This window comes from Pseudomonas sp. Y39-6 (assembly GCF_023651955.1).
GTDB lineage: Bacteria > Pseudomonadota > Gammaproteobacteria > Pseudomonadales > Pseudomonadaceae > Aquipseudomonas > Aquipseudomonas veronii.
This window is the reverse complement of sequence record NZ_CP069594.1, coordinates 3,651,679-3,678,291: the sequence shown is the minus strand read 5'-3', so window position 1 is coordinate 3,678,291 and position 26,613 is coordinate 3,651,679. Positions and strand designations below refer to the sequence as shown.

The following is a 26,613-nucleotide window of genomic DNA, read 5'->3' as shown; positions in this document are numbered from 1 at the left end:
TGGAGTTCCGAAACTAGCTCATTTTGAAGGCTGCGCGACCGCACCGATGCGCCGGTACACGCGCTTGGTGATCTCTTGTTCCGAGTGACCGAGCAGGAGGCTTGCGTCGGCGATATCCGTGATTTCGGAAGCGGCTTTGGGGCGGATATCCTTGAACTGAAACAGTTGGATATTCTCCGCGTCATCAACTCGTCCCTCACTGGCGGCCAAGGAGCGAGCGGCTTCTCGGGCGTCATCCCACCGGTTGCGGAGCATTTGTTGAGAGACACGCATCCCGGTCCTGCTGAGAATGAAGTGCTGCGAGTTGTGCTGACTGTTCCTGGCCATGATGTCCTCAATGAGCAGGCCGAGGGTGTTCTTCACGCCGCCTGCCTGCATTTGAATCCTGAGGCGCTTGCCTGTTTTTCCCTGCTGCACGGTTAAGTAATCCCCTTCGATATCCCCCCGCCTCATTGCGATCACGTCTGCCGGGCGCTGGCCTGTCAGATAGGCCAAGTCCATCGCGTCCCTGAGTTCTTGTGGGGCTTTTCCATAGACGGCGCTCCAAACCATTTCATTGGCGTAGTAGTCGCGGACCTTCTCTTTATTCTTTCGGACCCCGGCGCAAGGATTTTCCCGATCCGTAAAGCCCCATTCTCGCGCCATATTGTAGACGTGGGAGAGCAGGGCGATCTCTCTGTTTGCTCTGGTCTTCGCCGTCCTGGCGTCCCGGTACTGTGCAACCATGGACGGGGTGATTGCATCGATGGGCGCTGCCTCGAACCCTTTGCGCAGGTGCTTGAGCTCTGCCTTGTTGTCTTTCTGCGTCCGCGGCGCTTTCTTCGGGATGATGTCCCGCTCGTACCTGTCAAAGATCCCCTTCATGATCTTCAGGTCTGCTGGCTTTGCCTTGGACTCAAGCTCTGCCCACTTGAGTCTGGCTTTATCGAGATCGCCTCCCAGCGAAAGCTCTTTGCCGTTCGCGTCCCTGTAGTAATAACCCACCCACACCGTACCGTTCTTGCGTGGGCGCTTGCGCCGCACCATACCTGGCGGTAGGTCCCTGTTTTCTGTCTTGCGGGGGCGCATATCAGTTCACTCTGGAAAAGTCTGGCGTCCAAACCGGTCGTGCCGGCGGCGGATTGTTTTCGACAATGGTGGGGCTGACCATGCCCAGCTTCATACGGGCAAACATCCGACCCACCAAAGGCCGACCGCCGCGACTTTCGACGAACACCCAATTGCGGTCCTTCAGCCACTTGCGCTGGTGGGCGCGGTGTTTGTAGCCGGTGAGGTCGGCGAGTTCATCGTCCGACAGGATTTCTGCTTGCATACTACCTCCCGCCGCCCGCTGTGGGCCGCGCTGTCTTGATGATGTGGATGACCAGGCCGAAGGTGATCAGCATCCAGGCACAGGTTCCGGTGAATGCGCTGAATATCGCTTCGGTGGTGCCGGTGCTGAGCAGGTCAGGGCCGAGCCAGATGAACCAGTAGCCGGTGCCGACCAGGTACAGCAGAGCGGCCAGCAGGATCAGGGTGAGTTTCGTTGCGATCATGGCGTCACCTCGCGGCGCGCCCACCAGCAGACCGGGCCGTCGTCGGTGTCATGGATGGCCAAGCAGAACCAGCCTTCACCTTCAGGGCGCTCAGGCTCCCAGTAGCTGCAATCAGCGTCGTGGGATTCGAAGTAGCGGGTGGCAATCGCTTCGTCTGCATATTCAAGGCTCACCATCTGAACTTTCAGGCCCTGGTCAGCGATCCAGGCCTTGCACTTATCGCCATCACCCTCTTCAAAGTCCGGCATGTCGGGGTGTTGGAACATTCCGTTTTCGTCCCGCCTCACCGGCCAGTGATTTATCAGGCCCACACGGTCCAGGCGCTCAATTTCTGCCAGCAACAGTGCGGCAGCCTTCACCATGTCACGGCGCCGATCGGCACTTGGCTTGAACGTCTCTTGGCCCCAAGGCCAGGCCGTGCTCCGGATTGTCAGCTTTCCGGCAAGACTTGCGTAAGTCGCGCCGGCTTCTGCCAGCTCGCCCTTCACATACAGGTCATCGCGGTGCAGTGAATAGCCTTCGGCTGAAACCTGGCGTTTACGTTCGGCGAGAACGTCCCGCGCCGCGCGATTGAGACTGATTGCAATTTCTTCAGGCATGACTTCGTCCTTGCCGCTGTAGCGGCTGACTTTGAAGGGGGAGTGGAGGTTTTTCTTTCGGCCTTTCAATTCCGGGGTTACATTCGTAAACCCTAGGAAAAAACCGGCCAAAAAAATGGATGTAGAGTTGACAAATCTCGCGATCAAACGCGCTGAGCAAGTGCTCGATACCGCCTATTTTGGACTTAAGGTTCTCAAAAGTGGCGACCCCTCAGAGCGATCAGCCGGCTTGAGGAACGTATTGGTTTTCGGAAGATCCGTGACATTTGTTATACAGAATCTGCGATCTATTGTTGGTGAATCTCGATTCAATAGTTGGTATGCACCATTACAAGATCAGATGCGTGCTGATCCTCTTATGCGGTACTTCGTAGATGCCAGAAACAACTTGGAGAAGCAGGGACGTTTAGATGTTGCCGCTTCAGGATCGATCAACAGTTTTAACGGCTATGATTTAGAAAAGTTGGAAAAGCCGCCGTTCGAGTCCACTTCTTTTTTTATGGGGGATCAGACCGGCGGATCAGGGTGGGAGGTTGATTTGGGCGGCGGAGAGTCGGTCAAGTACTACATCAGCATCCCCAAGTCTATTGGAGAGTTTCGTCAGGTGTTTCATAGCTTGCCTGATAATATTCCGCAGGAACTCAGGGATCTAAGTACAGATGAGCTATGTTCCATCTACCTCGACAAACTATCGAATCTGCTTGCCGCGACCAAGAAAGAGTTTCTTTTAGGACCGAAGGAGCGACCGTACCTTCGATTGGTTAAATAATGGGATTAATGCACCTATTGGGTGGTTAAGGCTTCGCTCATACGGCCTCCCTCGTTACCAGATCATGGGCATTCACAGCCGTCATGCCGGCCTGCTGTTCCTGGCGCAGCGACTGCTGCACTGCCTCCACAACCCGACGCAGGTACGTGAACTTGTGGTTTTCTTCGACAGCTTTGCCGTCGAGCGGGTAGTGCCATTCCTCACCGAACAGCTCGGTCAACAATCTGCTCTGGTACCAGCATTCGTTCGGGCTCTCGATACTGCGCAATGAGTCGATGTCGTGCCAAAGCTCGCGCGCTTCATCCTTGCTCAGCTCGCCCAGCTCCCATTCGTGGCGCCCGGTCTGTTGCCGGCGGCGCTGCACGATGCACTTCTTGGCCAGGGTGTGCAGCGCGTCTCCGCTGAACACGGTTGAGCTGATTCCACGATCCAGGCAATTCAGCACATAGTCCCAACCGTAGTTCGTGACGAACTCGGCGACGGTGCGCGGACCCATACCACTCCAGTACGCATTCCAACTGTTGTCCCAGCAGTTGATGGTGATCTTGCCCTGGGCGGTCTGGTAGTTCGGATCGGATTCGGTCGGGCAGTCGCGCCGGCCGAAGTCCTCGAGGAAGACGGTGATCGGGTCCAGCAGTGGCGCGCCGGTGATCACCAGCTTTGTGACTGTCGATCGCTCCACTTGCAGCGGCGCGGCGGTTGGGTTTTCTGTAAGCATGGCGAGCTCTCCAAGCTAAAAATGGATAGAATTGAAAAAAAGCAAAGGGATTTGATTTGATATGAAATGTTATGTTTGTGAAAAAGATGCTTTAGAGGAACGAACTACCAAAGACTATTTGGTTATCGACTGCCAATACTGTGGCACTTATAAAATCTCCAAAATATTGATCGATTTGATGCAGGGTCGCAAATTTCCTATGCATGAAATGCGGAAATTATTGGATGAGCGTAAAAAGAAACTTGCATCAACTGTGCCCGAGCCAATTATTGAAACTTGGGACGAAGATTTACTGGAGTAATTGACGAATAATTCTAGCGCCGATCCAACGAACCACGGTGACAGCTTTGCTGTTGCCGATCGCCTTGTAGCGTGGACCGTCTGGGCATTCTCTGGCAGGTTTACCGCGCCAGGGGATCAGGGTGTAGTTGTCGGCCATGCCCTGGAGGCGCTCGCACTCCACGGGAACGAGGCGGCGAACCTGCGTTGGCGCAAGCAGAGCAGGAGGAGGGCTGCAGGCGTCCAGAGAGGCGGTGTATTCCTCGTACCACTTGCCGGCTCCAAGAGCCGATGTGTGATGAAGCTTGGTCGAGTAAGCTGGAACGATTGGCTGCCCGCGCCCGGTACCGTCTTCACTTCCATCAAACCCTTCAGCCTTGAGCGTAGGGGGGATACCGCCAGTGATGCACGCCGCGACCTGACCACCGGCGTTCGCGTGACTTCCCGAATGGTTCATTGCACGAAGAGTAGGGGCGATCACCCCAGCATCAGCGCCATGATCCTTGCAGGAGAAAGCCAGTACTGCGTTTTCCTGGCCGTTGTTCCTTCCCAGGGCAAACGCAAGTCTCTCGCTGACGCCAGGGTCTTGCGTTCCATGTACCACCAGCAGGCCCTGCTCGGCATCCTGATTGGTTGCGCTTCCGGCCGCTTTCCCATTCGCTTGCAATGTGCCCGCCACGACAAGAAGACTTTCCCGACTCTCGTGGTCGCCATATGGGTTTGTGGTGAGAGGAGCTGAGACTATGAAGGTCTCGGTTTCAGCATCCATCCGTGTGCCGCCAGGATGCGCGCTGAGAGCAGTCGCTACCTCGGTCTGTTCACAGTTGGCGCCGCCTCCAAATGCAGTTGACTGAAAATGGCCAGCTACTGCGTGGTCGACATCGCTGCCACCGTCAGTGCTGCGTCCGCTTTCTCGCCTCGGCGCGGCGCAGTATCCCGGCGCATGCCTTCGCGCTCAAAAAGTACCTCGGTGGGATCGAACCCGTCTCGAGCACTTGCGACAACGAACACACGACGGCGTCGTTGGGCCAGGCCGAAATATTGGGCGCCCAAGACCCGCCACGCGATTGTTCTTTTGGGTCCATACACACAACCAGCGTCTTGCCATTTCTTCCCTGGAGGCTGCAGCTCGCAGTCTTCCCCAGCAAGCGCGCCAAGAAAGCATCCGAAGGCGTTCCCTTTGTCACTGAGGACGCCGGGGACGTTCTCCCAGACGATAACGCTGGCGGGCTTTCGCTGGCCGGCGCGAACATAGTCAACTGCATCTGCAAGCTCCACGTATTTGATGGTGAGGGTACCGCGCGGGTCGGTGAGGCCTTCGCGCATACCTGCAACGCTAAAGGCCTGGCACGGGGTGCCGCCGACCAGTACGTCCGGCGCCGGGATCTTGCCGGCCAGCACCAGGGCGGCCAACTTGGTCATGTCGTCGTGGTTCGGCACGTCGGGGTAGTGGTGGGCCAGGACCGCCGAGGGGAACGGCTCAATCTCGGCGAACCAGGCGGCGCGCATGCCCAGCGGGTGCCAGGCTTGTGTCGCGGCTTCAATGCCGGAGCAAACGGAGCCGTAGGTGATCTCGGGCATAGGGGACACCTCGCCTGGTGGCGTGATTTTTGATTAGAAGTGTTGCAATGGCAGTTTGATGTCGCGAGGGCTTGGCCGTATATTCATCCGCACTTACTCATGGATTAGTCAGATGAAAATTCGTACAGAACACCAGAATCTCGGCGCCGCGCTGATGCAAATTGCTGAAAACGACAATTTCACAGCAATCAATCCTCTCCGTTTAAACGGCGGAAATGTGAATAATGCGTTCCTGATCAACGCAGATACTTGCGTTTTTTTGAAATATGGCCAGGAGCCAAAACCTACCGGGGAATATCAGTTCACCTTCACCACCGAGCAGCTTCAGAGCGTTGAGGCGGCCGGTCAGCACTATCAAAAGCAGAAGGTGTTCGTTGGTTTGGTTTGCGTGGAAGCTCAAGAGGTTTGCTGTCTTGATGCGCTTCAGTTTGATGCGATGATCGCCGCTAGGGCCAAAACGGCCGGCGCACCAGAGGACAGCTATCAAGTCTTAGTCACAGCGCCTGATGGGAAGAGCTTGCGAGCGTACACAAATGCCTCTGGAAGAAAAGGCGTAATCGCCGGGAAGGAAACAGTGATCAGTCGTAGTCGTTTCCCTGGGTGTCTCTTCGACTAATTACGGTTTGATCATGCTGCCAGCCCATGAGGTTTTGGCGGCCACTCCGAAAAACCGACCTTCGGCGCTTTTGTCTTAGGATTAATGATTGGCTTGCCCTTGAGGTCCACAAGCACGGCCCTGGCCCTGATTTGCATGTCTCGGCACCTCAGGGTCTTGCAGGCCAGTTCAATGAACTGCTCGGCGTACTGCGGAGCGTCGAAGAGCGGCGATAACTGGCGAACCGTGCCCCCCCATAATCTTTTCTGTGCGCTTGCCAACCAGCTCCAGCCATTCAGCTATCGGGGATAGGCTCGACGCCGCCGGGCGCTTTTGGGTTCTTCCGGGTTCCGGCTGTTTTCTTGCGGGCCTCGGTCTTGGCGACATCGAGAGTCATTCCAAACACTGCAAAAGTGCTCATGGGTTATCTCCAAGCGTGCGCCTGCCTCGCCGGCTGGCGTGATTGTTTGATAGAAGTGATAATCTTTTCGAGTCGGTTATCAGGGAGATTGGCAATGGCCAGTAGAAAGCTTGAAGCGTTCCGCGAGTGGTTCACGCCGCGTAAGCGGCTATGGACAGGCATAGGGCTGTTTGCAATTGCTATTGCCGTGCCATTTTTCAGTCCAGGAACGATCACCGCTTGGCTCATAGGGCCTGCGACTATCTTTTTCTTGGGTAGCTTTATTCCCGATACGAACGGAAGGCGATAGGGCGCTGCCGGCTGGCACAGTTCGTTGATATGGGGTATTACGGGTGACCGGCATGGAGCCGGAAGGAGAGGAAGTTGAACGGCAAAAGTGAAGTTCACTACGCGCTGAAAAACGCAGTCGAGGCCTTGGCAACTGCGCAAGGTATTGATTACGAAAGGCTCAAAAGAGCCGTAAGCGAACTGCGTGTTTTAAAGAAGGCAGACTTCGAGCATTCAATCGATGTAACGATGCTTGAAATCATCAAGACGGCCGAAGGCAGGATTGATCTTGATGACAAAGCGAGCGTTGATGTTCACAACGTCATGCGAAACATTTGGACACTGTACGACCGTTGGGCGCCTAAATTCGCTACTCGTCCTATCTGAAACAAGTTCAGGCCGCTTTGCGCTGGCCAAGTACCGACTGGCGCGCCGCTTCAAGCTCGCTGCCGAGGATCTCGGCGGCGCCCTCGATGCTCTCGTTTCCATCCTCAAGTCGTAGGCCGAGATTCAGGTACACGACCCCATCCAGCTCGAAGAACACACCGCCGCACATCCACAGCGCGCCTGGGCTCAAACCGATCGCCTCCCAGGCCTCGTCCATGTCGATGCTGGCGGGGCAATGCTCCTTCCATAGTGCCGAAAGGCGCTCATGCTCTGCGACCTGGGCGGCGCGCGCTTCCTTTGGCGTCCCTTTCGCCGGCTTGGCGCTGGAACGCAGAGCGCGGTAGTCGTACTGATCGGGGCGGCACCAGTGCACGTCCAGGTCGCGGCTATCACTGAGTTTCACGCCACCGACATAGCTCCGATTGCCTGACCGCATCGGCGAGGCCGCGCCACCAAACACCTGGCCAAGCTTGGCGCGCTGGTCATCCCACTCTTTGCGCTTGGTTCCCCAGGCGTTTACTGCGGCAACCACGGCAGGGGTGGTGGTCTTGTACATGTAGTTGCTCATGGATTATCTCCGGTCAGGCGCCGCCCTCCGTGACCGGTGGTGGCAATTTGGTTTAGGTTGGGGTATTTATGTCTGTGCGTAGATAAGTTGTTTTTGGCAGATGGCTAAGAAATTAACTAGGAGAGCATTGTGGCAAAAAGGACTCGAGGAGTTGGACAGCGTAAATTTACGGATATGTCCGTGGGCTTCTTTTCTTCAGGATCTCTTATCCTCCATGCAAAAGATTTAAAGGCGATCGACGATTCTGGAGATGAAAACAAAGAACTAGCTGACGAATGTCATATTTATTTGATTCTCTCGCGTCCTCGACTTAGTTATCTAACCGACGGATTCCGTGTGGAGGAAGAAGCAACATACGGTGTTTTCAAGTATTTGGTTGAAGGCTCTGAAAGGAATACCGAGTTCAAGCTGTCGGGAAAGATGAATCCAGATCTTTCATTGTCCGTTAGCGCATATCCACACTCTAAAATGCATCTTTCTCATAATGGTGAGGTGGTGCACACCATTCCAGCGCATTTGATGAGCTTTATTGCAGATTTTGACAATTCTGAAATAACGGATCTGGAAGTAGAGTACGTCGGCATGTCATATGCTGAAGGGCGCAGATCTGCTAAGGATCGTCTCTTAAGCCACTCAACATTGCAAACTGTGCTTGCGGACTTGAATCATGAGGCCCCGGATAAGGAAGTATTGTTGGCTTTGTTTAGATACGCTCCGCCGCGGGTTATGATGGTTTTCAATGGTCGGGACAAGACACTTGATGCTGACGATGATAGGGATTTCATGGGCGACCTTGAAGCAGTTAATCAGAATCTATCCAAGGACTTGCAGATTGCATTGATAGAGGCGGGTTTGATTAAGTATTTCCAGCCCAAATATAATGACAAGTACAAGCAAAGATTTCCACATCCGACGCACGTGATTCTTGAAGAGTTATATGGCGTAAATATAGCGGCGTTAAGTGTTGAGATTAATAGCGAAGAGCTGAACTGCAGGATGTACTCTCCGGTGATGCGTGCTGGATATCACCATATTGCAAACTTTGATCTTCATGATGCAGAAGAGCGCACGAGCTTTTTCAACGTTATGAACGTTCCAGAAGGTGGTAGTGCGGGTAAACTGTCCGGGCCGTTTTATTGAGTTTTTTAGTTATCTGTATTCACAATATCATCACCCGTATCACGCCTCAGCTCGGCTAGGCTCTGACTCCGAAACATTCGCGCCACGTTTTCGCTAATCTGCACTTTGTGGCGCGGACTCTGAATCGCTTGATACGATGGTGTCGGTCCGAGAGCATGAGCGTTCAGAATCAGATTTTGCACCGCCTCGCTGATTTCCTCGATATCGTTCCAGGCCATTACTTCTTCAAGCTTCTGTCGCGCTCCCAGTCGTAAGCGGTGCCGCAACTCCTTCTCGTCGTATTCGATCCGCTTCTCGGCGGCTTTCGCTGATCGCTCTTGCCTAGTCTTGGCCATGGCCTACCTCTTCTATTCCGCTGGCCGGCAGTGCGAGCCAGGTTTGTCGTTTGCGTTGCTGGGTGCGGGCTATGCGGCGCATGAATCGACCTTCACTTGGTGCCAGGCGCCTACCGCTTCGAAGATCCGCGCGGCGTGCGCCTCGTCCAGCGACATCGCTTCGGGAATGGCGATCCAACCTGAGGCCACCATCTGGCTCTGGTTTGCCGAGTCGCGCAGCTCCTTGTAGCAGTGCTCGATCACGTCTTCCAGGTGGTCGGAGAGGTAGACGCCATCGGGCGCGATCTCTACTGACTTGCTGTAGCGGTCGCCGCGGGCGTCGATGCAAAGCGCGCTGAGGTAGATCGTCCAGCGGTAGGGGATGCCGCATACCCCGTACCTTTGACCCGCCGGTAAAGCTGACTCCCAAGATCGACACGCTGGTGCGGGAGCAGTTGACCCGCAAGGAGCTGACCACCTACAGCCGGGATCGCCTTGAGCAATTCCTGGCCCGGGTGGACGGCAAGCTGCTGGACATCTACAAGTCCTACGGCGACCTGGTGCAGGCGGATCTGGTCGACATTGCTCTATATGAGTCGACCTTCGAGGCGAACAGCCTGAGCAACGCGCTCTCCATCGATGCGGTGGTGCCGACCAACACGGTTATCCGTGCGGCGGTGTTCACCTATCCGCTGCAGGTGAAAGGCATCGATGGCGGCAAGCTGCTGAAGAGTTTCGTCAGCGGCTGGACGCGGACCGAGACGATGCGGGTCACGAACACCATCCGGCTCGGCTTCGGCCAGGGTCAGACCAATGCGAAGATCATCCAGGCGATTCGCGGTACCGCAGCGCAGAACTTCACGGACGGCGTACTTGCGGTGAGTAACCGCAACGCTGCCTCAGTGGTGCAGACGGTAATCCAGCATGTTGCCACCACGGCACGCATGGAGACGCTGAAGGCAAATAGCGACGTGGTACTGGGCTATCGCTGGGTGTCGACGCTCGACCGCAAGACCTCGCAGCAATGCAAGGGCCTGGATGGCATGCGCTTCGACCTGGGCAAGGGGCCGCTGCCACCGGCGCACATCAACTGCCGGTCGACAACGGTGCCGACTACCAGGCTTTCGGAGATGTTCGCCAAGGACGCTACGGGCGCCTCGGTGGGCGAAAACGGCGGGGCCCAGGTCGACGCAGGCCTGAACTATTACGAGTGGCTGGCGACACAGCCGGCGAGCTTCCAGGATCACGCCCTTGGGCCTGTCCGGGGCAAGCTGTTCCGCGATGGTGGGCTGACGCTGGAGAAGTTCGCCAAGCTGCAGCTCGACAAATCGTTCAAGCCGCTGACCCTCGCGCAACTGAAAGAAGTAGAACCCGACATGTTCACCCGAGCAGGCGTTACACTCGGCGCTCCATCAGGTTGAGATAGCGCATGCAGATCATCGTTGAGGACGGGAAGGGCAGATCACGCGCCAACAGCTTTGTGCCGCTGGAGAAGCTGACCTTCTACCGCGACTACTACGGGTTCCGGATACCTATGGCAGAGGCGGAGCAGGTCGAGTTGCTGCTGCGCGCTGCCGCTGATGTCAACGGACGGCAATGGAAGGGCCACAAGGCCAATCCTGACCAGGCAATGGCCTGGCCCAGGCGTGACTGCAAGATCGAATACCAGACGCTGTCTGAGATATTCGTACCCTTTGAGCTTGAATGGGGTCATGTGCGGCTGGCGGTCGAGCTGTATGCCGCCGAGCAAGGGTTCCAGATCGAAGAGCCGACGCACTGCACCGAGCCGAATGGCCAGCGCTCACGGCTCAATCGCGATACGCCAGGTCAACGCATGCGCCCGCCGCCATATGCGCCGAGCAGGACGCAGTTCGCCGATTACCTGGTGATGCGCGGGCTGTCACTGATTAAATAAAAAAGGGTGTCCTAAGGACACCCTTTTTCTCTTAGCTCAGGAAGGAAGGCTTATACGCGGGGTCGCGAAACCAATGATTATTGATGCTAAGGCCCTTGTGAGGATGCTTTTTGTTGAATTTAACGAGCTCCGATTCCACTCCCTCAATGCATTTTACGGTGCGGCTAAACTTGTGGAAGTCGGAGTCGCTTAGCGGATCATCTTCATCGATTGCCCGAGGGTCATTATCGGGAACCAAGGCAGCGGCCCGGTTGAAAATTTCGTTATTCCGAAGCTTCGCTTTATAGAAGCGGACCTCCTTGAACATGCCTGTTTCAACTAGTGCCGCCATTACGTCGTTCGTTGCCTGCATGGTGTTCCGGTACGACGAATCTTTTTTGAGGAAGCAGCCGCGGATCAGCCCCTCAAGAGACATAAGCTCGGTCACTTCAAATTCGTTGAATTTTTTTGCGCGCTGATTGATTGGCATGCTGAGAAGGCCTGTCTTGCACCAGTAATCAACAAAACGAGGTAGATCGATGTGGGCTCCGGGCCCCCCATTTGGAAGGCGGACCGAAAGCCTGTCTTCGCTCAGGAGCGATGGTTTTTGCGGAGCAGGTTGGTCTTCTCCCAGCAGCCGCTTATACTCGGCATAGGGGAGAATCGCGAACAGCGGTTGCTGTTCGTCGTCATAAATGAATTGCGCTTTTGAAGTCATGTCTGTTTACCTTTGAATGATTTGTTTAGGGCGGAAGCGCCCTAAATAATGCTCACTGAGCGATCATTACTCGCTCAGTGAGTTAATTTTAGTTCTTCAGTGAGCAAATATCAAGCTTTTCTTTTATAGCGTTCTCTTCTGTCGGCCTGCCTCAGTGCAGGCCTTTTTTTTACCAAAAATCCGACTTCGGCCATGCCGGGGTTAATGAGATGGTCACCCCCAACACCCTGTGAGGGCTACGCTTTCACGGGGTGTTTTGTTTTCGGAGGCCATCGTCACGAGCGAGTCAGCACTGATCGGTATCGATCTCGGCAAACATACTTTCCACCTGCACGGCCAGGATAAGTCGGGCCGCGAGGTGTTTCGCAAAAAATGCTCACGAGCGCAGATGATGCAGTTTTTCGGCAATGTGCCGAGCTGTGTCGTGGTGATGGAGGCCTGCGCAGGGTCGCATTTTGTCGCTCGCCAACTGATGGCGATGGGACACACGGCCAAGCTGATTTCCCCGCAGTTCGTTAAGCCCTTCGTCAAGGGCAACAAAAATGACTTCGTCGACGCTGAGGCGATCTGTGAAGCCGCTTCCCGCCCATCCATGCGCTTCGTTACGCCTAAAACCGAATCCCAGCAAACCCTGTCTGTGCTGCATCGGATGCGCGAATCGTTGGTGCATGACCGCACCAAAACGGCTAATCAGATGCACGGTTTTCTGTTGGAGTTTGGAATCAGCCTGCCCAAGGGATTGGCCATCATGAAGCGTTTGGCGAGCGTTTTGGCCGAGCACGACTTACCCGTTCGTCTGACGGTCTTATTGCAGCGCCTGCACGATCACTTCGTCTATCTGGATGAGCAAATCAAAGCGCTGGATAAAGAACTGGCGGGCCAACTGGCCAACGATGATCTGGGCAGTCGTTTGCTGAGCATGCCGTGTGTCGGCCCGATCACCGCCAGCCTGCTGGCTGTGGAGATGGGCGATGGTAAACAGTACCGATGCGGTCGCGACTTTGCCGCCTCCGTTGGCTTAGTGCCCAGGCAGTACAGCACGGGCGGCAAGGCCAATCTGCTGGGGATCAGCAAGCGGGGTGACAAGCATCTGCGACAACTGTTGGTGCAGTGTTCCAGGGTCTATATGCAGAGGCTGGATCACCAGAAAGGCGCTCTGGCTGACTGGGTTAAAACCTTGCTCAGTCGACGACATTCAAATGTCGTGGCCTGTGCCCTGGCTAACAAACTGGCGCGTATCGCTTGGGCGATAGCCGCTCGCCATACGCAATATGAAGCAGGGCCAGACGCTTTGAACGCCTGACCCTGCAGTTGTTGCAGTACCACGATTCACCCTTCAGGTTTTGCGATAGCTGAACAACAGATGATGTGAACGGCACACCGGCCTGGCGAAGATCCTGACATAAAAATCGGCTTCAGAAGCCGACCGGTTTTTAAGGATCGTCAGGCGCGACTCTCATCGTGGCGCTGGGGCATACCCCAAACAGACGCCGGATAGATTTAAGCAAGCCAACCACACCACCCGTTGATCAGTATTGCAAAAATGGGGGTGACCATAGATTTTTATACCTGCGATTTACGATCCCTTCCGCAACGCTTCAGATGTGTTCCGCAACTTCACTGTTCTGACCGGATTACATACTGGATCACCTCTTCAAGGGTGCCTATGTCTGGAGCGTTGCTCGCTAATGCTTCTGGTTGGCACCATGGATAGTCCAGGTGGGATACCCACTCCATGATGGTGTGAAGATCGGTAGGTGGCAGGGTTTTCATATGCTCGATGGTGATAGTGAGCCGCTCGACAAGTCCCGACTCGGGATTGAACTGCCATCCATATTGACCACAACCGACTCGGACCTCGCCGGAGTTTTTATCGGACATAGCGACCAGCCATTGGCATTGGAGCGTTTTGCTATCCGGCTCCGGTGGGTGTCCCAGACAAAAGGTATAGACGTTTTCGAATGTCTGGCCGAAGCGCCTGACCAGTACGTCGCCGATGGACTCAAGGCCTTCAACGCGGGGTGGAAACGAGATAGACCCCGTGTGTACCACCATCTCCAGTTGTGCATCCGGCATAAAAGCCTGGCGCAGCAGATGCGGGCGGTTACTGTCCTTGGCGTTTATGTACTGCTGAATCGACCGTTGAGCTGTGTTCATTGTTTGTCCATTGCATCCATTCGTTGTTGTTGAGGGCAGTGCCGGCATCCAGGAGCGCTTGTTCGAAGGAAAACGAGCAGCCGATGGTGAAGGCAACCAGGTCATCCTGCCACAGGGGCTCTATGTCTGGCAGTTCTTCGCTCATGCGCTAGGGCGGCAAAAATTTCTGAAGGAGCCCCGCTTGGTTAACTGTATCGACCAGTCGACCGGCTGTGTAGGGCAGATGTTGCGTGGACGTCGGAGCTTTCACCCTTCCTGGGAAGGGCGCCTCGCATAGACGGCCAAAACAATGCGTTCGGAATGAATGAGGTATTCAAGCATTGCTTCGCGAGCTTTGGCCATCTCGTTGCGTTCAACGAGTTCAAGAATCTGAAAGTTCATATCGACGTAGGGCTCATGCAAGAACTCGGCGTCCTGCAACAGCCCAAAAGTCAGCCGTAGCTCTGCAAGTATGCGCCGGAACATGGCGTTCAAGCGTTCACTGTCCGCAAGTTCAACGACTGCCGTATGGAAGTCCATGTTAGCTGTGCCCACTGCCAGCCAGTCCCCCGCGTCCCGTGCTCGTTGGGCCTGTTCTGCCGCTGCGCGCATGTTCTTCTTCGCCGGGTGGCGCGGGTAAGCCTCTGCCAGCGCCTGGCATTCGATGAGGCGTCGCACGCGGTAGATGTCGATGACAGCCGCGATGCTGGGAACCACCACGAATACCCCACGGTTGGGCTCGTGTCGTAACAGGCCGTCTTTGGCCAGCGTCCGGAATACTTCGCGCAGGGTGTTTCGCGAGATGCCGAGGTTTTCGCTGAGCACCTGCTCGGACAGCCGTTGCCCAGGTGTGAATTCGCCTTGGGTGACTTGCTGACGCAACTGTTCGGCGATCCGCTCGTTTAGCGTCTGGGCTACGAATGAAGGGGAGGCGGGAAGGGGCATCGAGCGGACTTCTGAGTGGCAGGGGCGATTGGATTCTAGCAGGTTTTGCCCTACTCGCAGTGTCGCTTTTTCCTGTAGGGCTGAAACGAATTCATATTTTGGCATGCATATTGCTTTTTATTATCCGTGTTGGATTGTTGAACAATTCTGTTGAAATGATCATTCAATCGGATGAAGATAGTTGAGTGATCTAAGAAAATAACTCAAACAACTTGGAGAAACGCCGGTGCCCACTGACATCAACTTGTGGCCCTTGCTGGGGGTCGTCGTCATCATCGTGGGCTTCGTCCTGCGCTTTAATCCCATGTTGGTCGTGATTGTCACGGCCGTCGTCACCGCCTTCGCGGCGCACTTTCCGGTCGATAGGATTCTTGCCGCCATCGGCACAGGCTTCATCAAGACACGTAACCTGCCGTTGATCATCCTGCTACCGCTGGCGGTGATTGGCTTGCTCGAGCGTTATGGTTTGCGCCAGCACGCCCAGCGATGGATCAGCAGCATCAAGTCCGCGACTGCGGGCCGCTTGCTGATTGTCTACCTTGGCGCACGCCAGATGACCGCAGCCATCGGTCTTACCAGCCTGGGCGGCCATCCACAAATGGTGCGACCGCTGCTCGCACCAATGGCAGAAGGTGCTGCCGAAGCCCGTTTTGGGGCACTGCCGGAGAAGGTTCGCCACAAGCTGCGAGCGTATGCCGCAGCGACCGATAACGTCGGCCTGTTCTTCGGCGAAGATATCTTCGTGGCTTTCGGCGCGATCGTGCTGATGACCACGTTCTTGCGTGAGGCGGGCATCGAAGTCGAGCCGATCCGCGTCGCGCTCTGGGGGATTCCGACAGCTGTTTGCGCATTCACCATCCATGCTTGGCGCCTGCGCCGGCTTGACACTTGGTTGATGCGCGAGATGGCCGGCGGCGCCGCGGCCGCGGCGGCAACCGTCACAGTCGAAGGCAAGGAGTCCCGACCATGACGCTCACGATCACGCACCTGTACTACCTCGTCGGTGCCATCCTCGCCATCACCGCGGTGATGACGCTCATGGATCGCCAGCACTCAAAGCGCTATTCCAGTGCCTTTTTCTGGGGCCTTTATTCGCTCGTCTTCTTGCTCGGCGACCAGTTGCCGCCGGTCTGGGTCGGCGTCGGTGTTGTGGTGATGGCGCTGATTGCAGCCTTCGGCGGTGTCGGCATTGGCCGTCACGTGGCCCGCTCGGCGGCGGAGTACTCGGCCAGCGCCAATCTGCTGGGCAACAAGCTTTTCATCCCCGCCCTGGCGATCCCGGTCGTGACCATGATCGGCACGCTGTCGGCGAAGTACCTCGTGGTTGGCGGCATACCGCTGCTCGACCCGAAGAACACCACGATGGTAAGCCTAGGGCTGGGCTGTATGGTCGCGCTTGCGCTGGTCTGCAAGATGACGAACGAAACGCCGATGCAAGGCATCCGCGAATCGCGTCGGCTGACCGATGCGCTCGGTTGGGCGCTGGTACTGCCGCAGATGCTCGGCATGCTGGGCCTCGTATTCTCCGACGCCGGTGTGGGCAAGGCCGTGGCGCATATCACCACCAGCTACATCAACATGGATGTACGTTTCTTCGCGGTGATGGTGTACGTGGTTGGCATGGCGCTTTTCACCATCATCATGGGCAACGGTTTCGCCGCCTTCCCCGTGATGACAGGGGGCGTCGGGGTGCCAGTCCTGGTCGGCATGTACGACGGTAACCCGGCCCTTATGGCAGCCATCGGCATGCTCTCGGGTTATTGCGGCACCTTGCTTACGCCGATGGCAGCCAACTTTAATATCGTACCGGCGGCCCTACTCGAACTGCCCGACAAAAACGCGGTGATCCGCGCGCAGGTGCCCACGGCGCTGGCCTTGCTGACTTGCAATGTTTTCATCCTGTATTTCCTGATGTTTCGCTAAAGAAAAGAAAACAACATGAAGATAGACCTCAATAGTGACTTGGGTGAAAGCCTGGGCGCCTGGCGCATGGGTGACGACCACGCGATGCTCAGCATCGTGAGCAGTGCCAATGTGGCCTGCGGCTTCCACGCTGGCGACGCCGCCGGCATCCTGCGGACGCTACGTCAAGCGGCGGAGCGCGGCGTGGCAGTAGGCGCGCACGTCGCCTATCCCGACCTCGTCGGTTTCGGCCGCCGCCAAATGGACGTGGCAAGCGCCGACCTGCAGGCTGACGTGATCTACCAGATCGGCGCGCTGAAGGGGTTGGCTGCAGTGGCCGGCACGTCGGTACGATACGTCAAGCCACACGGAGCGCTCTACAACACCATCGCGCACGATAAGCGCCAGGCACACGACGTGATTGCCGCCATCCGCGCAATCGACCCGTCGCTGGTGCTGGTCGGTTTGGCCGGCTCGCCGCTACTCGGCTGGGCGCAGGCAAGCGGGCTGAGCACTGTGGCCGAAGCCTTTGCCGATCGCGCCTACATGCCGGACGGTTCGCTGGTCTCCCGTCGCGAGAAGGGCTCCGTGCTGCACGATGCGCAGGATGTTGCCGAGCGCATGCTTCGCCTGGCGACCGAGGGTGTGGTCACGGCCATTGACGGCAGCATCGTGCGCCTTAAGGCCGATTCGGTCTGCGTGCATGGTGACAGCCCCGGCGCGGTGGAGATGGCGCGGCAAGTGCGTGCGCTGCTTGAGCGTTCGGGCGTCAAGGTCGCTCCTTTCGTCGACATGGGAGTCGTACCGTGATGCGATTTCTGCCCGCTAATCTCGACGCCCTGTTGGTCGAGCTGGATGACTTGTCGCAGACGCTGGCGCTGCTTGCATCACTACAGGCCGAGCCCATCGATGGCATCGTCGAACTCGTACCGGCCGCGCGCACGGTCATGGTTCACTTCCGGCCTAACACGGTGACGCATGATGAACTCGTCACGCGCATCAGCCGCCGGGACCTCACGGCGCAGATCGAGCGTGCGACCACTCGCGTGGAGATTCCGGTCTCCTACGAAGGAGAGGATCTTGACGAGGTCGCGCAGATGCTTGATCTCTCGCGCGAAGAGGTGATTCGCCGCCATACCGGCTGCGACTACACCGTTGCCTTCACTGGCTTCGCACCTGGGTTCGCCTATCTGAGCGGCGGCCACCCAAGCCTCAACGTGCCGCGTCGCACTACGCCACGCACGCGCATCCCCGCGGGCGCCGTGGGGTTGGCCGGCGCTTTCAGCGGCGTCTATCCGCAGGCCAGTCCGGGGGGGTGGCAGATCATCGGCGTGACTGCCACGCCGATGTGGGACCTAAGCCGTGACGTGCCCGCGCTGCTGCAACCGGGCTTCAAGGTACGTTTCGTCGATGTTTCAGGGCGGCAGGTTTCAGCTTTGCCAGCGCCGTCGACTGGCCCCGTCGAGGTTCCGCTCCACAATGGTCCGGCGCTTGTTGTCCGTAGCACCGGCCTGCAGGCGCTGTTCCAGGATCTCGGGCGCGAGGGTCTGGCCGGGCAGGGCGTATCCGCCTCAGGGGCGATGGATAAGGGCGCACTGCGCGCGGCCAACCGTCTGGTCGGCAATGCGAGCGACATGGCCTGCGTCGAGATCGTCTACGGTGGTTTCCAAATCACGAGCCGCGCAGACACGGTGGTGGCCTTCACCGGTGCCGATGCGCCGATCGAACTCACGCGTGCGAACGGCGCTCGATATCGTGTGCCAGGCCATGAAGCCATCGCACTTTCTGATGGCGACAGTCTATCGCTTGGCGACCCGCGTGCCGGCATCCGCAGCTACCTGGCGGTGCGCGGTGGCTTCGCGATCGCGCCCGTGCTCGGAAGTCGATCGACAGACACGCTCGCGCAGGTCGGTCCGCCGCCCATCAAAGCCGGTGACATTTTGCCGGTACCTGTGGTCACGCATGGCTCCATCGTCGGCGCGCCCGAAACGCCTCGTGCCGATCTACCGACGACGACGCAGACCGTGGTGCTCGATGTCGTGATGGGGCCGCGCACCGACTGGTTCACACTGCAGGCCATTGCATTGTTGGCGAGCCAATTGTGGACTGTGACGCCGCAATCGAACCGCGTCGGCCTGCGTCTGGCCGGTGAAACGCCGTTGATGCGCGCACAGATCGCCGAACTGCCCAGTGAAGGCACCGTGTTGGGCGCGATTCAGGTGCCGCCAAGCGGCCAGCCCGTGCTCTTCCTTGCCGACCACCCGCTGACCGGTGGCTACCCAGTGATCGGCGCTGTCGCCCCTTACCATCTCGACCGTGCGGGGCAGATCCCCATCGGTGCGCAGGTGCGCTTCAACCCCATACGCGCGTTCACCGCGGCCCTCTCTTCCGACCTGCGAGAAACCCCATGAAGAAAGTTCTTATCGCCAACCGCGGCGAGATCGCTGTACGCATCGTGCGCGCCTGTGCCGATTATGGTGTGAAATCCGTCGCGGTGTATGCCGACGCCGACATCGACGCGATGCACGCTCGCATGGCCGATGAGGCCTACGGCCTTGACGGCCAGCGCCCGGCCGACACCTACTTGAACATCGAAAAGCTGCTCGCCGTGGCCGACCGCTGTGGCGCCGACGCGGTACACCCCGGATACGGTTTCCTTTCGGAAAGCGCAACTTTTGCCAGGGCCGTGATTGGCGCGGGCCTGAAGTGGATCGGCCCTTCGCCGGCAGCCATCGAGGCACTGGGTGACAAGGTGCAGGCGCGCAAGATCGCCCTGGCTGTCGGTGCGCCGTTGGTGGCTGGCACGTCGGAGCCCGCGCGCGATGCGCAGGAGGTCGTGGCCTTTGCCGAGAAGAACGGCCTGCCGATCGCCATCAAGGCGGCCTTTGGCGGTGGCGGCCGCGGCATGAAGGTCGCATGGCGGCTCGACGAAGTAGCCGAATTGTACGAGTCGGCGGTGCGTGAAGCGATCACTGCTTTCGGCCGTGGCGAGTGTTTCGTTGAACAGTTCCTCGATCGGCCTCGTCATGTCGAGGCGCAGGTGATCGCCGATACGCACGGCCATGTTGTCGTGCTCGGCACGCGCGATTGCTCGTTGCAGCGGCGCAACCAGAAGCTGGTGGAAGAAGCCCCTGCGCCCTTCCTCAGTGATGAACAGCGTGAGCGCATCCATCAATCGGCGCGCGATGTGTGCGCGAAGGCAGGCTACGTCGGTGCGGGGACTGTCGAGTTTCTGTTGAGTCCTTCCGGAACAATCTCGTTTCTGGAGGTCAACACGCGCCTGCAGGTCGAGCATCCAGTGACCGAAGAGACGACGGGCATCGACCTCGTCGTCGAGCAACTGCGCATCGCCGATGGCTTGCCGCTGTCGGTCACCGAGACGCCGAAGCCGCGCGGTCATTCTTTCGAGTTTCGCATCAACGCCGAGGATGTGGGGCGCGGCTTTCTACCCGCGCCGGGGTTGGTGCATCTGTTCGAGGCACCGTCGGGGCCCGGCGTGCGCGTCGATACCGGCGTGCAGTCGGGTTCTACCGTCCCAGGTACATTCGATTCGCTGATGGCCAAGTTGATCATTACTGGCGCCACCCGTGCCCAGGCTATAGCCCGCGCGCGCCGGGCGCTGAAGGAGTTCCGAATCGAAGGGGTGCCATCGGTGCTTCCTTTTCACCGGGCGGTGATGGCACACGCCGATTTCACATCAGCCGATGCTTTCAGCGTGCATACGCGCTGGATCGAGACAGATTTTGCCGACACGCTGGCGGCCGCTGTACGGCCTGAACCGCTGGCCGATATCGCGCTGGTACGCACGGCCGTGGAGATCGATGGCCGAAGGATTGCGCTCGGGTTGCCGGCTGAACTGCTGCGCGGGCTACATTCCACTGCGCCGTCTGCTGAGCGCGAGGGGGCTGATGTGTCTTCCATTTCGACGGATGCCGCCGCCGTTGTAGCCCCGATCTCGGGCACCCTGCAGTCCTGGAACGTCGCCGACGGCGACAACGTGGCTGTGGGCGACACCCTCGCTTCCATGGAGGCGATGAAGATGGAAATGCAAGTCACGGCACACCGCGCAGGACGCATCACCCTAACGGTGTCCGTGGGTTCGACCGTCGCCGCAGGCACTGCAATCGCAAAAATTGTGAGCTGATGAGAGTCGACTCGTTCGCCCTGGGCTCGGCTCAAGACGACTGAATTATTCGCTGTTGTAAATGGACGTTAACCGGCAAGAAAACAGATACGGCTTATAACGAGCTTTCAATTTTGGTTGAAGGTTGTGATTTTTTAGACGGGGTGAATAAATGATTGATGTTGCAACTCAAATGAAACGGACAGCTTTGGTTGCTTTTATGGCGGTAGCATCGGGGTGTTCGTCACCGCCAGAGCGCAGCGCTGATTCCACCAAACCTACTGAGCCACTCGCGGATTCTCACTTTCATATTTCCAACTATGCCTTCCAAGGCACAACGCTGCGCAATCTGGTAGACAACTACATGTCGACGGGTATCACGCGCTCGGTCGTGATGCCACTGCCACTGCAACAACGATGGGACAGTTTTGAGGGGTACCAAGCAAATTCCGGAGGGGATGCGTTCGGGCCGAACTACTATATTGGGCCGAAGTCAGATCTTTATTACTATGCATTCGCCGATGCCATGTACGCCAAGGAATATCTTGAACTACCCCGGGAGTACCAAGAACGATTAGATCTCATGATCACGGGATTTAATCCCATGGATCGCTATGCCGTTCAGCATCTGAAACGGGCGATACTCACGTACCCCGGGGCATTTGTGGGGATCGGTGAGTTTACAATTCATAAAGAAGTCGTCTCCAAGAAAATCGCGGGTGAGCCAATCAGCCACACTGCCGCAGGCGATATTCCATCGGACGTTCACAGCGCTGACGAGACGATGTCCCTGACTTCAGAATCACTCTCCAGCCTTCTCCAGGAAGCTGGCGAAATAGGGCTCGTGGCGACGCTTCACAACGATGTCTATGATTCGGATGTTACACACACCGGTGAAGTAAAAGCTCTCCACCCTGAACGGAATTATGAGGCAGAACTGAAATCGCTGTGCTCAACGGCCCCCAAAACGGTCACTATTTGGGCTCATACCGGTTTGGGGCGATTCGTCAAACCTACAAAAGACCACTTGGCAATCGTTGGTCGAGTCTTGGATAGTTGCAATAATTGGCTGGTCGATATTTCTTGGGATATCGTACAGGAAACGATTCTTCATCCTGGCTCAGCAATGCCATCGACTGAAGAATGGACTGCATTTCTAGATAAATATCAGGACCGGATTCTTTGGGGCTCTGATACCGTTATTTTCGGGCGCAACAAGTTCGAGGCTCTTCCAGGTGCCGGAATGACCGTTGCCCCCGGAAAATTAATGGCCGCCCAAGACTATAAGAGTGTTTCTAACATCCTGGATCCGGTGTTTGCGACATTGTCGCCTCAGGCTGCGGCGAAGATAAAGTATGAAAACTATGTGCGCGTTTTTAACGGGGCTCGTCTAAAAGTTCGTGCGTGGGAACAGCTTCATCGAGACGCTAACGTCTGGGACATCAAAACGCCCAAGACTCCCGATCTTCGCCCTCAGTGAGTCGCACCGCTATCAGCCTATAGCGACCAGGTATTTGTAGCCTTTCCAATACATTCAATACCATCAAGTTACACGATAGGCGTGACGCACTTCATTTTGAGCGGTCTTATCCATCGAGCATTAAAGCTTGTGACTAGAGAGTGTTGTGATGAAGTTGAACAATCTAACTAAGGCGGCACTGATTGTCGCGTTGTTATCGTCCCTGTCGGGCTGCTGGATATTCATGCCGCCGGGTGGTGGTGGTGGTGGTGGTGGTGGTGGCCACGGTCAGGGCGGTGGCCATGGCGGTCCGGGCGGTCCCGGTCTGCGTTAAGTAACGGCTTATTGGGGCAAGCCACGCTATTCATCTTGATGAGGCGTGGCTTGCCTTTTTTTTGCCCGGCTTAAATCACAGGCAAAGAAAAGCCCGCGATGGGGAGAGCGGGCTAAAAGGTGTTTCTCTAGGAGCTGAAACAACACTAGGCGTTCACCTGTGAAAGCTTTGTGAAAGGCTTGAGCCAATGTGTCGATGGCCAGTTTGCTGGTGCTGTCGCTGTACCCGAGGCTGTTTTCGCGTTGAGTGCCGGGGCTGCGCTGACGTCAAACGGGCGAGATGGTCGCCAGCAGACCGATGCCAATGGTCAGCACCAAAAAGCCAAACAGGAAAATTGCCATCTTGGTCATAAGGCCTCCGAAGGGAAGGGGGCGGCAGGAACATTCCTGTCGCGCTCGACAAGGGTGTCGGGAGTGGCCCTATTGTCCGCCTCGATGACATTTCGATACAGGCGCAGATAGTAAAGAAAAAACCGTATCAGATGCGCGCGCAACGCTTTGGCCTGGGGGGTTGGAGAGGGCTGGGTTTATCAAGATCAGCAGGTGAGCCATGTCTTGAGGGTACGGCGCGCCACCTGAGACAGCCGCAGCATTTCCCCCTAAGATGGCGCCCACAGCCTCAACAATAAGAGAGGGCCGACCCTCGATGGAAAGACGTCAATTCAGCGGTGGCATGAAAGGCAAGAACCTGCGCTACCTCAATGAAACACCCGGCCAGCCGGCGTCGGCCACCCGCGTTGGCTTCCTGCTGCTCGAACACTTCTCCCTGCCGGCCTTCACCCAGACCCTCGACACCTTCGTCACCGCCAACCTGTTGCGCCCCGAGTTGTTCGCATCGCGCACGTTCGGCTGGGGCGACGGCGAAGTCATCAGCGACCTGGGCTTGGTGATCCGCCCGGATGCACGCCTCGACGTGGCGGCCCTGCAAACGCTGGAGTTGTTGGTGATCTGCGGCGGCTTTCGCACCGAACTCAAGGCCAGCGACGACTTCATCCACCTGCTGCGCAATGCCGCCGAGCAGGGCGTCAGCCTGGCCGGCTTGTGGAACGGCGCCTGGTTCCTCGGCCGCGCCGGCCTGTTGCAGGGCTACCGCTGCGCCATCCACCCCGAACATCGCCCGGCACTGGCGGAAGTGTCCAAGGCGGCCCACGTCACCAGCGAACCGTATGTCATCGACCGCGACCGCCTGACCGCCTCGAGTCCGTCCGGCGCTTTCCACATGGCGCTGGATTGGATCAAGGGCCTGCACGACAAGGCCTTGGTCGAAGGTATCGAAGATATCCTGGCCTTTGAGGAGTCCCGCTACCGGCGCATCAAACCGACGGAAAACATCTGCGTCAGCGCGCCGTTACGCGAGATGGTGAAACTGATGGACGCCAACCTCGAAGAACCCTTGGAGCTCGACCAGCTCGCCGTCTACGCCGGCCGCTCCCGCCGCCAGCTCGAACGGCTGTTCAAGGAACAACTGGGCACCACGCCGCAGCGCTATTACATGGAACTGCGGGTGACCGAGGCGCGCCGGCTGTTGCAACACACTGAGTTGTCGCAGGTGGAGGTGCTGGTGGCGTGCGGGTTTGTTTCGCCGAGTCATTTCAGCAAGTGTTATAGCTCGTATTTCGGCTACAGGCCGTCGAAGGAAAAGAGGTTGGTCAAGTAGTGTGGAGGTTGTTGGATTTTTCGTGTGACGAGTCATGATCACGGAGTGCTGATTCTCATCATACGTTTCAGAACCGCGCCAACCGATACCCCTCCAACTCCGGCAAACCCGACAGCCGCGGCCGCGTCGAAGCCAGTTGCGCGATGAGCTCCGCAGTCACCGCCGCCTGCGTCAACCCCAGATGCTGATGCCCGAACGCAAGCAACACCTTGCCGTCGGCGACCCGATCGATGATCGGCAGCGAGTCCGGCAGGGAGGGCCGGAAGCCCATCCATGGCGTGGCGTCCTGCGCATTGAGGTCTTGCCGGAACAGCCCTTTGCTCAGGCGATGCAGTTGCCAGGCGCGTTGCATATTCGCCGGGCGCTCCAGGCCGGCGAATTCCACGGTGCCGGCCAGGCGCAGGCCGCCGCGCATGGGCGTCATGATGAACTTGCGCTCCAGGGAGGTGACGGCGAAGGGCAGGCGTTCATGTTCGTGGGGCAGCATCAGGTGGTAGCCGCGTTCGGTGTCGAGGGGGACGTGCTTGCCGGTCAAGGCGGCGGTGAGTTTCGCCGAGTGGGCTCCGCAGGCGATCAGCACCTGGCGTGCGGCCAATGGGCCTTGATCGGTGGTCAGCGTGACGCCCTGGGCGTCGACTTGCCCACCCAGCACCTGGCGGGTGAGAAATTGCACGCCGTTGGCTGTGGCGGCGTTCACCAGTTCGCACACCACTTGATAGGGGTCGAGAAAGTGCCCGGTGCCCGCAAAGAACAGCCCGCCCTGGATGTGCTCGCTCAACTGCGGCGCGGCCTTGCGAATGGTGTCAGCCGACCAGAACGCCACTGGCACGCCTTGCTGCGCCATGCGTTGCTGCAGCGCGTCGATGGCCCCTCGCGAATCCGCGCGCTCGAACACCAGCAACGAGCCGTCTTCGCGCAGCAGCTCCGGCCGGTCGATGCCTTGCAGCAGGCGCTGCCATGCGCCCAGGCTGCCTTCGTTCAGTGCGCGAATGCCGGCGACCGTGCGCCGGTAGCTGGCCGGGCGCAGGTTGAGCAGCAAACGCGCAAACCAGGGCAGGGCGCGGGGCAGGTATTTCCAGTCCAGGCGCAGCGGGCCCATGGGGTCCATCAGCATCGTGGGCAAGCGCTTGAGGATCGACAGGTCGGCGATGGGGAACACTTGTTCGCTCGCCAGATGGCCGGCGTTGCCATAGGAGGCGCCCATGCCGGGGGGCTGCGCGTCGATGACGACGACCCGGCGCCCTTGACGTGCCAACTGCAAGGCGCAGGCGACGCCGATGATGCCCGCGCCGACCACGGCGATGTCGGCGCTAGGGGGTTCAAGCGACATTCTGTTCCGCCGACCAGTTCGCGTACCACTGGCGGAACAGTGTGTACTGGCTTTCGGCATAACGACGCTGGGCCGCGCTGAGCTGGTCGCTTTCGTTGAAGTGCAGGGCGTAGCCGTGGTCGCCATTGAGCACCATCAGGTGCTTGTAATACAGCACCAGATCGCAGCCTTCGTCAAAGGACGACAGCACCGCCAGCGCGGCCTCCAGCTCAAGGGCCTGGCGACGTGCCTTGGCGTCGCCCTTGGCGGCTTGCTTGCTCAGCGCCACCAGTTGCAGCACTTCCCGAGGTAGGGCGTTGCCGACGCCGGTGATAGCGCCGGTCGCGTTGCAGTTGACGAAGCCGTGTACCACCTGGGTATCGACGCCGACCATCAAACTCACGTTATCGTCCTGGGAGGTGATGTGTTCGGCGGCGTAGCGCAGGTCGGCGGCGCCGCCGAACTCTTTGAAGCCGATCAGGTTCGGGTGCTCGCGGCGCAGCTCGAAAAACAGCTCGGCGCGGGTGGCGAAGCCATAGTAGGGGCTGTTGTAGATCACCGCCGGCAGGTGGGGCGCAGCGTCGAGGATCGCGCCGAAGTGGGCCTTTTGCGCGGTGGCCGAAGCGCCACGGGACAGCACGCGGGGAATCACCATCAACCCCTGGGCGCCGACCTTGGCTGCATGCGCCGCGTGGGACACCGCTTCACGGCTGTTGACCGCGCCGGTGCCGACGATGGTCGGCACGCCGGCGGCGGCCAGGCGCGCCACGCCCTCCTGGCGCTGGGCTTCGGTGAGCAACGGCCAATCGCCCATGGAGCCGCAATAGACCACGGCGCTCATGCCGATATCGATCAATTCGCGGCCCTTGGCGACGAGGGCGTCGAAGTCCGGCTTGCGCGCGGCGGTACACGGGGTCATCAGTGCGGGAATGCAGCCGGTGAAGATGGTGTCGCTCATGGGGCT

29 protein-coding genes and 2 pseudogenes are annotated in these 26,613 nt (G+C 58.1%); 15 read left to right on the top strand and 16 right to left on the bottom strand.

Going from position 1 to position 26,613, the window contains the following annotated elements; genetic code table 11:
- Positions 1-18: 18 nt before the first annotated feature.
- Genes JN756_RS16670 through JN756_RS16655 form a run of 4 tightly spaced genes read right to left on the bottom strand, consistent with a single transcriptional unit; the run spans position 19 to position 1,801 of the window.
- Positions 19-1,068: a tyrosine-type recombinase/integrase gene (locus tag JN756_RS16670; RefSeq protein WP_201021083.1), complete on the bottom strand. Its 1,050-nt coding sequence runs from the start codon at positions 1,066-1,068 to the stop codon at positions 19-21.
- A 1-nt stretch (position 1,069) separates the two neighbouring features.
- Positions 1,070-1,312 (bottom strand): DUF4224 domain-containing protein, encoded by a 243-nt coding sequence (locus JN756_RS16665; RefSeq protein ID WP_128191380.1) that lies wholly within the window; start codon positions 1,310-1,312, stop codon positions 1,070-1,072.
- Position 1,313: 1 nt separating this feature from the next.
- On the bottom strand, positions 1,314-1,535 hold the full coding sequence (locus tag JN756_RS16660) for a hypothetical protein (protein ID WP_128191381.1): 222 nt from the start codon (positions 1,533-1,535) through the stop codon (positions 1,314-1,316).
- On the bottom strand, positions 1,532-1,801 hold the full coding sequence (locus tag JN756_RS16655; RefSeq protein ID WP_128191516.1) for a hypothetical protein: 270 nt from the start codon (positions 1,799-1,801) through the stop codon (positions 1,532-1,534). The genes JN756_RS16660 and JN756_RS16655 overlap by 4 nt, the downstream gene beginning before the upstream one ends.
- Positions 1,802-2,249: 448 nt before the next feature.
- On the opposite strand from JN756_RS16655, the gene JN756_RS16650 reads away from it, so the two are divergent.
- Positions 2,250-2,903, top strand: coding sequence for an Ea47 family protein (locus JN756_RS16650; protein WP_128191382.1), 654 nt, complete (start codon positions 2,250-2,252; stop codon positions 2,901-2,903).
- Positions 2,904-2,940: 37 nt separating this feature from the next.
- Here JN756_RS16650 and JN756_RS16645 read toward each other — a convergent pair whose 3' ends face one another.
- Both JN756_RS16645 and JN756_RS16640 read right to left on the bottom strand, forming a co-directional pair.
- On the bottom strand, positions 2,941-3,621 hold the full coding sequence (locus JN756_RS16645) for a phiTE_072 family protein (RefSeq protein WP_128191383.1): 681 nt from the start codon (positions 3,619-3,621) through the stop codon (positions 2,941-2,943).
- 289 nt (positions 3,622-3,910) lie between these two features.
- Positions 3,911-5,481 (bottom strand): annotated as a pseudogene (locus tag JN756_RS16640) (DNA cytosine methyltransferase).
- 112 nt (positions 5,482-5,593) lie between these two features.
- Between JN756_RS16640 and JN756_RS16635 the strand changes: the two are divergent.
- The gene (locus JN756_RS16635) at positions 5,594-6,097 is read left to right on the top strand and encodes a hypothetical protein (protein ID WP_128191385.1); all 504 of its coding nucleotides are present in this window, start codon (positions 5,594-5,596) and stop codon (positions 6,095-6,097) included.
- A 274-nt stretch (positions 6,098-6,371) separates the two neighbouring features.
- Here JN756_RS16635 and JN756_RS32115 read toward each other — a convergent pair whose 3' ends face one another.
- Positions 6,372-6,497: a hypothetical protein gene (locus JN756_RS32115; protein WP_262381830.1), complete on the bottom strand. Its 126-nt coding sequence runs from the start codon at positions 6,495-6,497 to the stop codon at positions 6,372-6,374.
- 363 nt (positions 6,498-6,860) lie between these two features.
- Here JN756_RS32115 and JN756_RS16630 point away from each other — a divergent pair, with 363 nt between their 5' ends.
- Positions 6,861-7,151: a hypothetical protein gene (locus JN756_RS16630; protein WP_128191386.1), complete on the top strand. Its 291-nt coding sequence runs from the start codon at positions 6,861-6,863 to the stop codon at positions 7,149-7,151.
- A 7-nt stretch (positions 7,152-7,158) separates the two neighbouring features.
- On the opposite strand, the gene JN756_RS16625 is transcribed toward JN756_RS16630, so the two are convergent.
- Complete coding sequence (locus JN756_RS16625; protein ID WP_128191387.1) at positions 7,159-7,719, bottom strand: Mu-Gp12 family protein; 561 nt, start codon at positions 7,717-7,719, stop codon at positions 7,159-7,161.
- Between the two features lie 180 nt (positions 7,720-7,899).
- Here JN756_RS16625 and JN756_RS16620 point away from each other — a divergent pair, with 180 nt between their 5' ends.
- Positions 7,900-8,859, top strand: a complete 960-nt coding sequence (locus JN756_RS16620; RefSeq protein WP_128191388.1) for a hypothetical protein — start codon at positions 7,900-7,902, stop codon at positions 8,857-8,859.
- Positions 8,860-8,864: 5 nt separating this feature from the next.
- On the opposite strand, the gene JN756_RS16615 is transcribed toward JN756_RS16620, so the two are convergent.
- A complete protein-coding gene (locus JN756_RS16615) occupies positions 8,865-9,194 on the bottom strand; it encodes a hypothetical protein (protein ID WP_128191389.1) in 330 nt (109 codons plus the stop codon).
- A gap of 69 nt (positions 9,195-9,263) precedes the next feature.
- Positions 9,264-9,677, bottom strand: coding sequence for a hypothetical protein (locus tag JN756_RS16610; RefSeq protein ID WP_422047617.1), 414 nt, complete (start codon positions 9,675-9,677; stop codon positions 9,264-9,266).
- On the opposite strand from JN756_RS16610, the gene JN756_RS16605 reads away from it, so the two are divergent.
- Both JN756_RS16605 and JN756_RS16600 read left to right on the top strand, forming a co-directional pair.
- On the top strand, positions 9,629-10,594 hold the full coding sequence (locus JN756_RS16605; RefSeq protein WP_236255049.1) for a minor capsid protein: 966 nt from the start codon (positions 9,629-9,631) through the stop codon (positions 10,592-10,594). The genes JN756_RS16610 and JN756_RS16605 overlap by 49 nt on opposite strands.
- An 8-nt stretch (positions 10,595-10,602) precedes the next feature.
- Entirely contained in the window at positions 10,603-11,088 is a 486-nt protein-coding gene (locus JN756_RS16600; RefSeq protein WP_128191391.1) for a DnaT-like ssDNA-binding protein, read from the top strand.
- Positions 11,089-11,119: 31 nt separating this feature from the next.
- On the opposite strand, the gene JN756_RS16595 is transcribed toward JN756_RS16600, so the two are convergent.
- The gene (locus JN756_RS16595; protein ID WP_128191392.1) at positions 11,120-11,785 is read right to left on the bottom strand and encodes a hypothetical protein; all 666 of its coding nucleotides are present in this window, start codon (positions 11,783-11,785) and stop codon (positions 11,120-11,122) included.
- A 271-nt stretch (positions 11,786-12,056) separates the two neighbouring features.
- Between JN756_RS16595 and JN756_RS16590 the strand changes: the two genes are divergently transcribed.
- Complete coding sequence (locus tag JN756_RS16590; RefSeq protein ID WP_201022307.1) at positions 12,057-13,088, top strand: IS110 family RNA-guided transposase; 1,032 nt, start codon at positions 12,057-12,059, stop codon at positions 13,086-13,088.
- Between the two features lie 314 nt (positions 13,089-13,402).
- On the opposite strand, the gene JN756_RS16585 is transcribed toward JN756_RS16590, so the two are convergent.
- The 3 genes and pseudogenes from JN756_RS16585 to JN756_RS16575 all read right to left on the bottom strand — a co-directional run bounded on the left by JN756_RS16585 (position 13,403) and on the right by JN756_RS16575 (position 14,866).
- Positions 13,403-13,942 carry a hypothetical protein gene (locus JN756_RS16585; RefSeq protein ID WP_201021082.1) on the bottom strand — a complete coding sequence of 180 codons (540 nt, stop codon included), beginning with the start codon at positions 13,940-13,942 and terminating at the stop codon, positions 13,403-13,405.
- A 19-nt stretch (positions 13,943-13,961) separates the two neighbouring features.
- Positions 13,962-14,078 (bottom strand): annotated as a pseudogene (locus tag JN756_RS16580) (D-glutamate cyclase family protein); the annotation flags it as partial.
- Positions 14,079-14,188: 110 nt separating this feature from the next.
- On the bottom strand, positions 14,189-14,866 hold the full coding sequence (locus JN756_RS16575) for a GntR family transcriptional regulator (protein WP_017846363.1): 678 nt from the start codon (positions 14,864-14,866) through the stop codon (positions 14,189-14,191).
- A 226-nt stretch (positions 14,867-15,092) separates the two neighbouring features.
- Here JN756_RS16575 and JN756_RS16570 point away from each other — a divergent pair, with 226 nt between their 5' ends.
- The 8 genes from JN756_RS16570 to souR all read left to right on the top strand — a co-directional run bounded on the left by JN756_RS16570 (position 15,093) and on the right by souR (position 24,340).
- A complete protein-coding gene (locus JN756_RS16570; protein ID WP_017846362.1) occupies positions 15,093-15,836 on the top strand; it encodes a DUF969 domain-containing protein in 744 nt (247 codons plus the stop codon).
- Positions 15,833-16,789 carry a DUF979 domain-containing protein gene (locus tag JN756_RS16565; protein WP_017846361.1) on the top strand — a complete coding sequence of 319 codons (957 nt, stop codon included), beginning with the start codon at positions 15,833-15,835 and terminating at the stop codon, positions 16,787-16,789. Before JN756_RS16570 ends, JN756_RS16565 begins: the two co-directional genes overlap by 4 nt.
- 15 nt (positions 16,790-16,804) lie before the next feature.
- A complete protein-coding gene (locus JN756_RS16560; RefSeq protein WP_057004200.1) occupies positions 16,805-17,578 on the top strand; it encodes a LamB/YcsF family protein in 774 nt (257 codons plus the stop codon).
- Positions 17,578-19,179: a 5-oxoprolinase subunit PxpB gene (gene pxpB, locus JN756_RS16555; protein WP_057004219.1), complete on the top strand. Its 1,602-nt coding sequence runs from the start codon at positions 17,578-17,580 to the stop codon at positions 19,177-19,179. Before JN756_RS16560 ends, pxpB begins: the two co-directional genes overlap by 1 nt.
- Positions 19,176-20,912 (top strand): acetyl/propionyl/methylcrotonyl-CoA carboxylase subunit alpha, encoded by a 1,737-nt coding sequence (locus tag JN756_RS16550; protein ID WP_201021081.1) that lies wholly within the window; start codon positions 19,176-19,178, stop codon positions 20,910-20,912. Before pxpB ends, JN756_RS16550 begins: the two co-directional genes overlap by 4 nt.
- 151 nt (positions 20,913-21,063) lie before the next feature.
- On the top strand, positions 21,064-22,371 hold the full coding sequence (locus JN756_RS16545) for a hypothetical protein (RefSeq protein WP_201021080.1): 1,308 nt from the start codon (positions 21,064-21,066) through the stop codon (positions 22,369-22,371).
- 154 nt (positions 22,372-22,525) lie between these two features.
- A complete protein-coding gene (locus tag JN756_RS16540; RefSeq protein ID WP_250690893.1) occupies positions 22,526-22,684 on the top strand; it encodes a hypothetical protein in 159 nt (52 codons plus the stop codon).
- 672 nt (positions 22,685-23,356) lie between these two features.
- Positions 23,357-24,340, top strand: coding sequence for a transcriptional regulator SouR (gene souR, locus JN756_RS16535; RefSeq protein WP_177030615.1), 984 nt, complete (start codon positions 23,357-23,359; stop codon positions 24,338-24,340).
- A gap of 67 nt (positions 24,341-24,407) precedes the next feature.
- Here the strand turns inward: souR and JN756_RS16530 are convergent, their stop codons facing one another.
- On the bottom strand, positions 24,408-25,670 hold the full coding sequence (locus tag JN756_RS16530) for an NAD(P)/FAD-dependent oxidoreductase (protein WP_201021079.1): 1,263 nt from the start codon (positions 25,668-25,670) through the stop codon (positions 24,408-24,410).
- Positions 25,660-26,607 carry a dihydrodipicolinate synthase family protein gene (locus JN756_RS16525; RefSeq protein WP_079443906.1) on the bottom strand — a complete coding sequence of 316 codons (948 nt, stop codon included), beginning with the start codon at positions 26,605-26,607 and terminating at the stop codon, positions 25,660-25,662. The genes JN756_RS16530 and JN756_RS16525 overlap by 11 nt, the downstream gene beginning before the upstream one ends.
- Positions 26,608-26,613 lie beyond the last annotated feature (6 nt).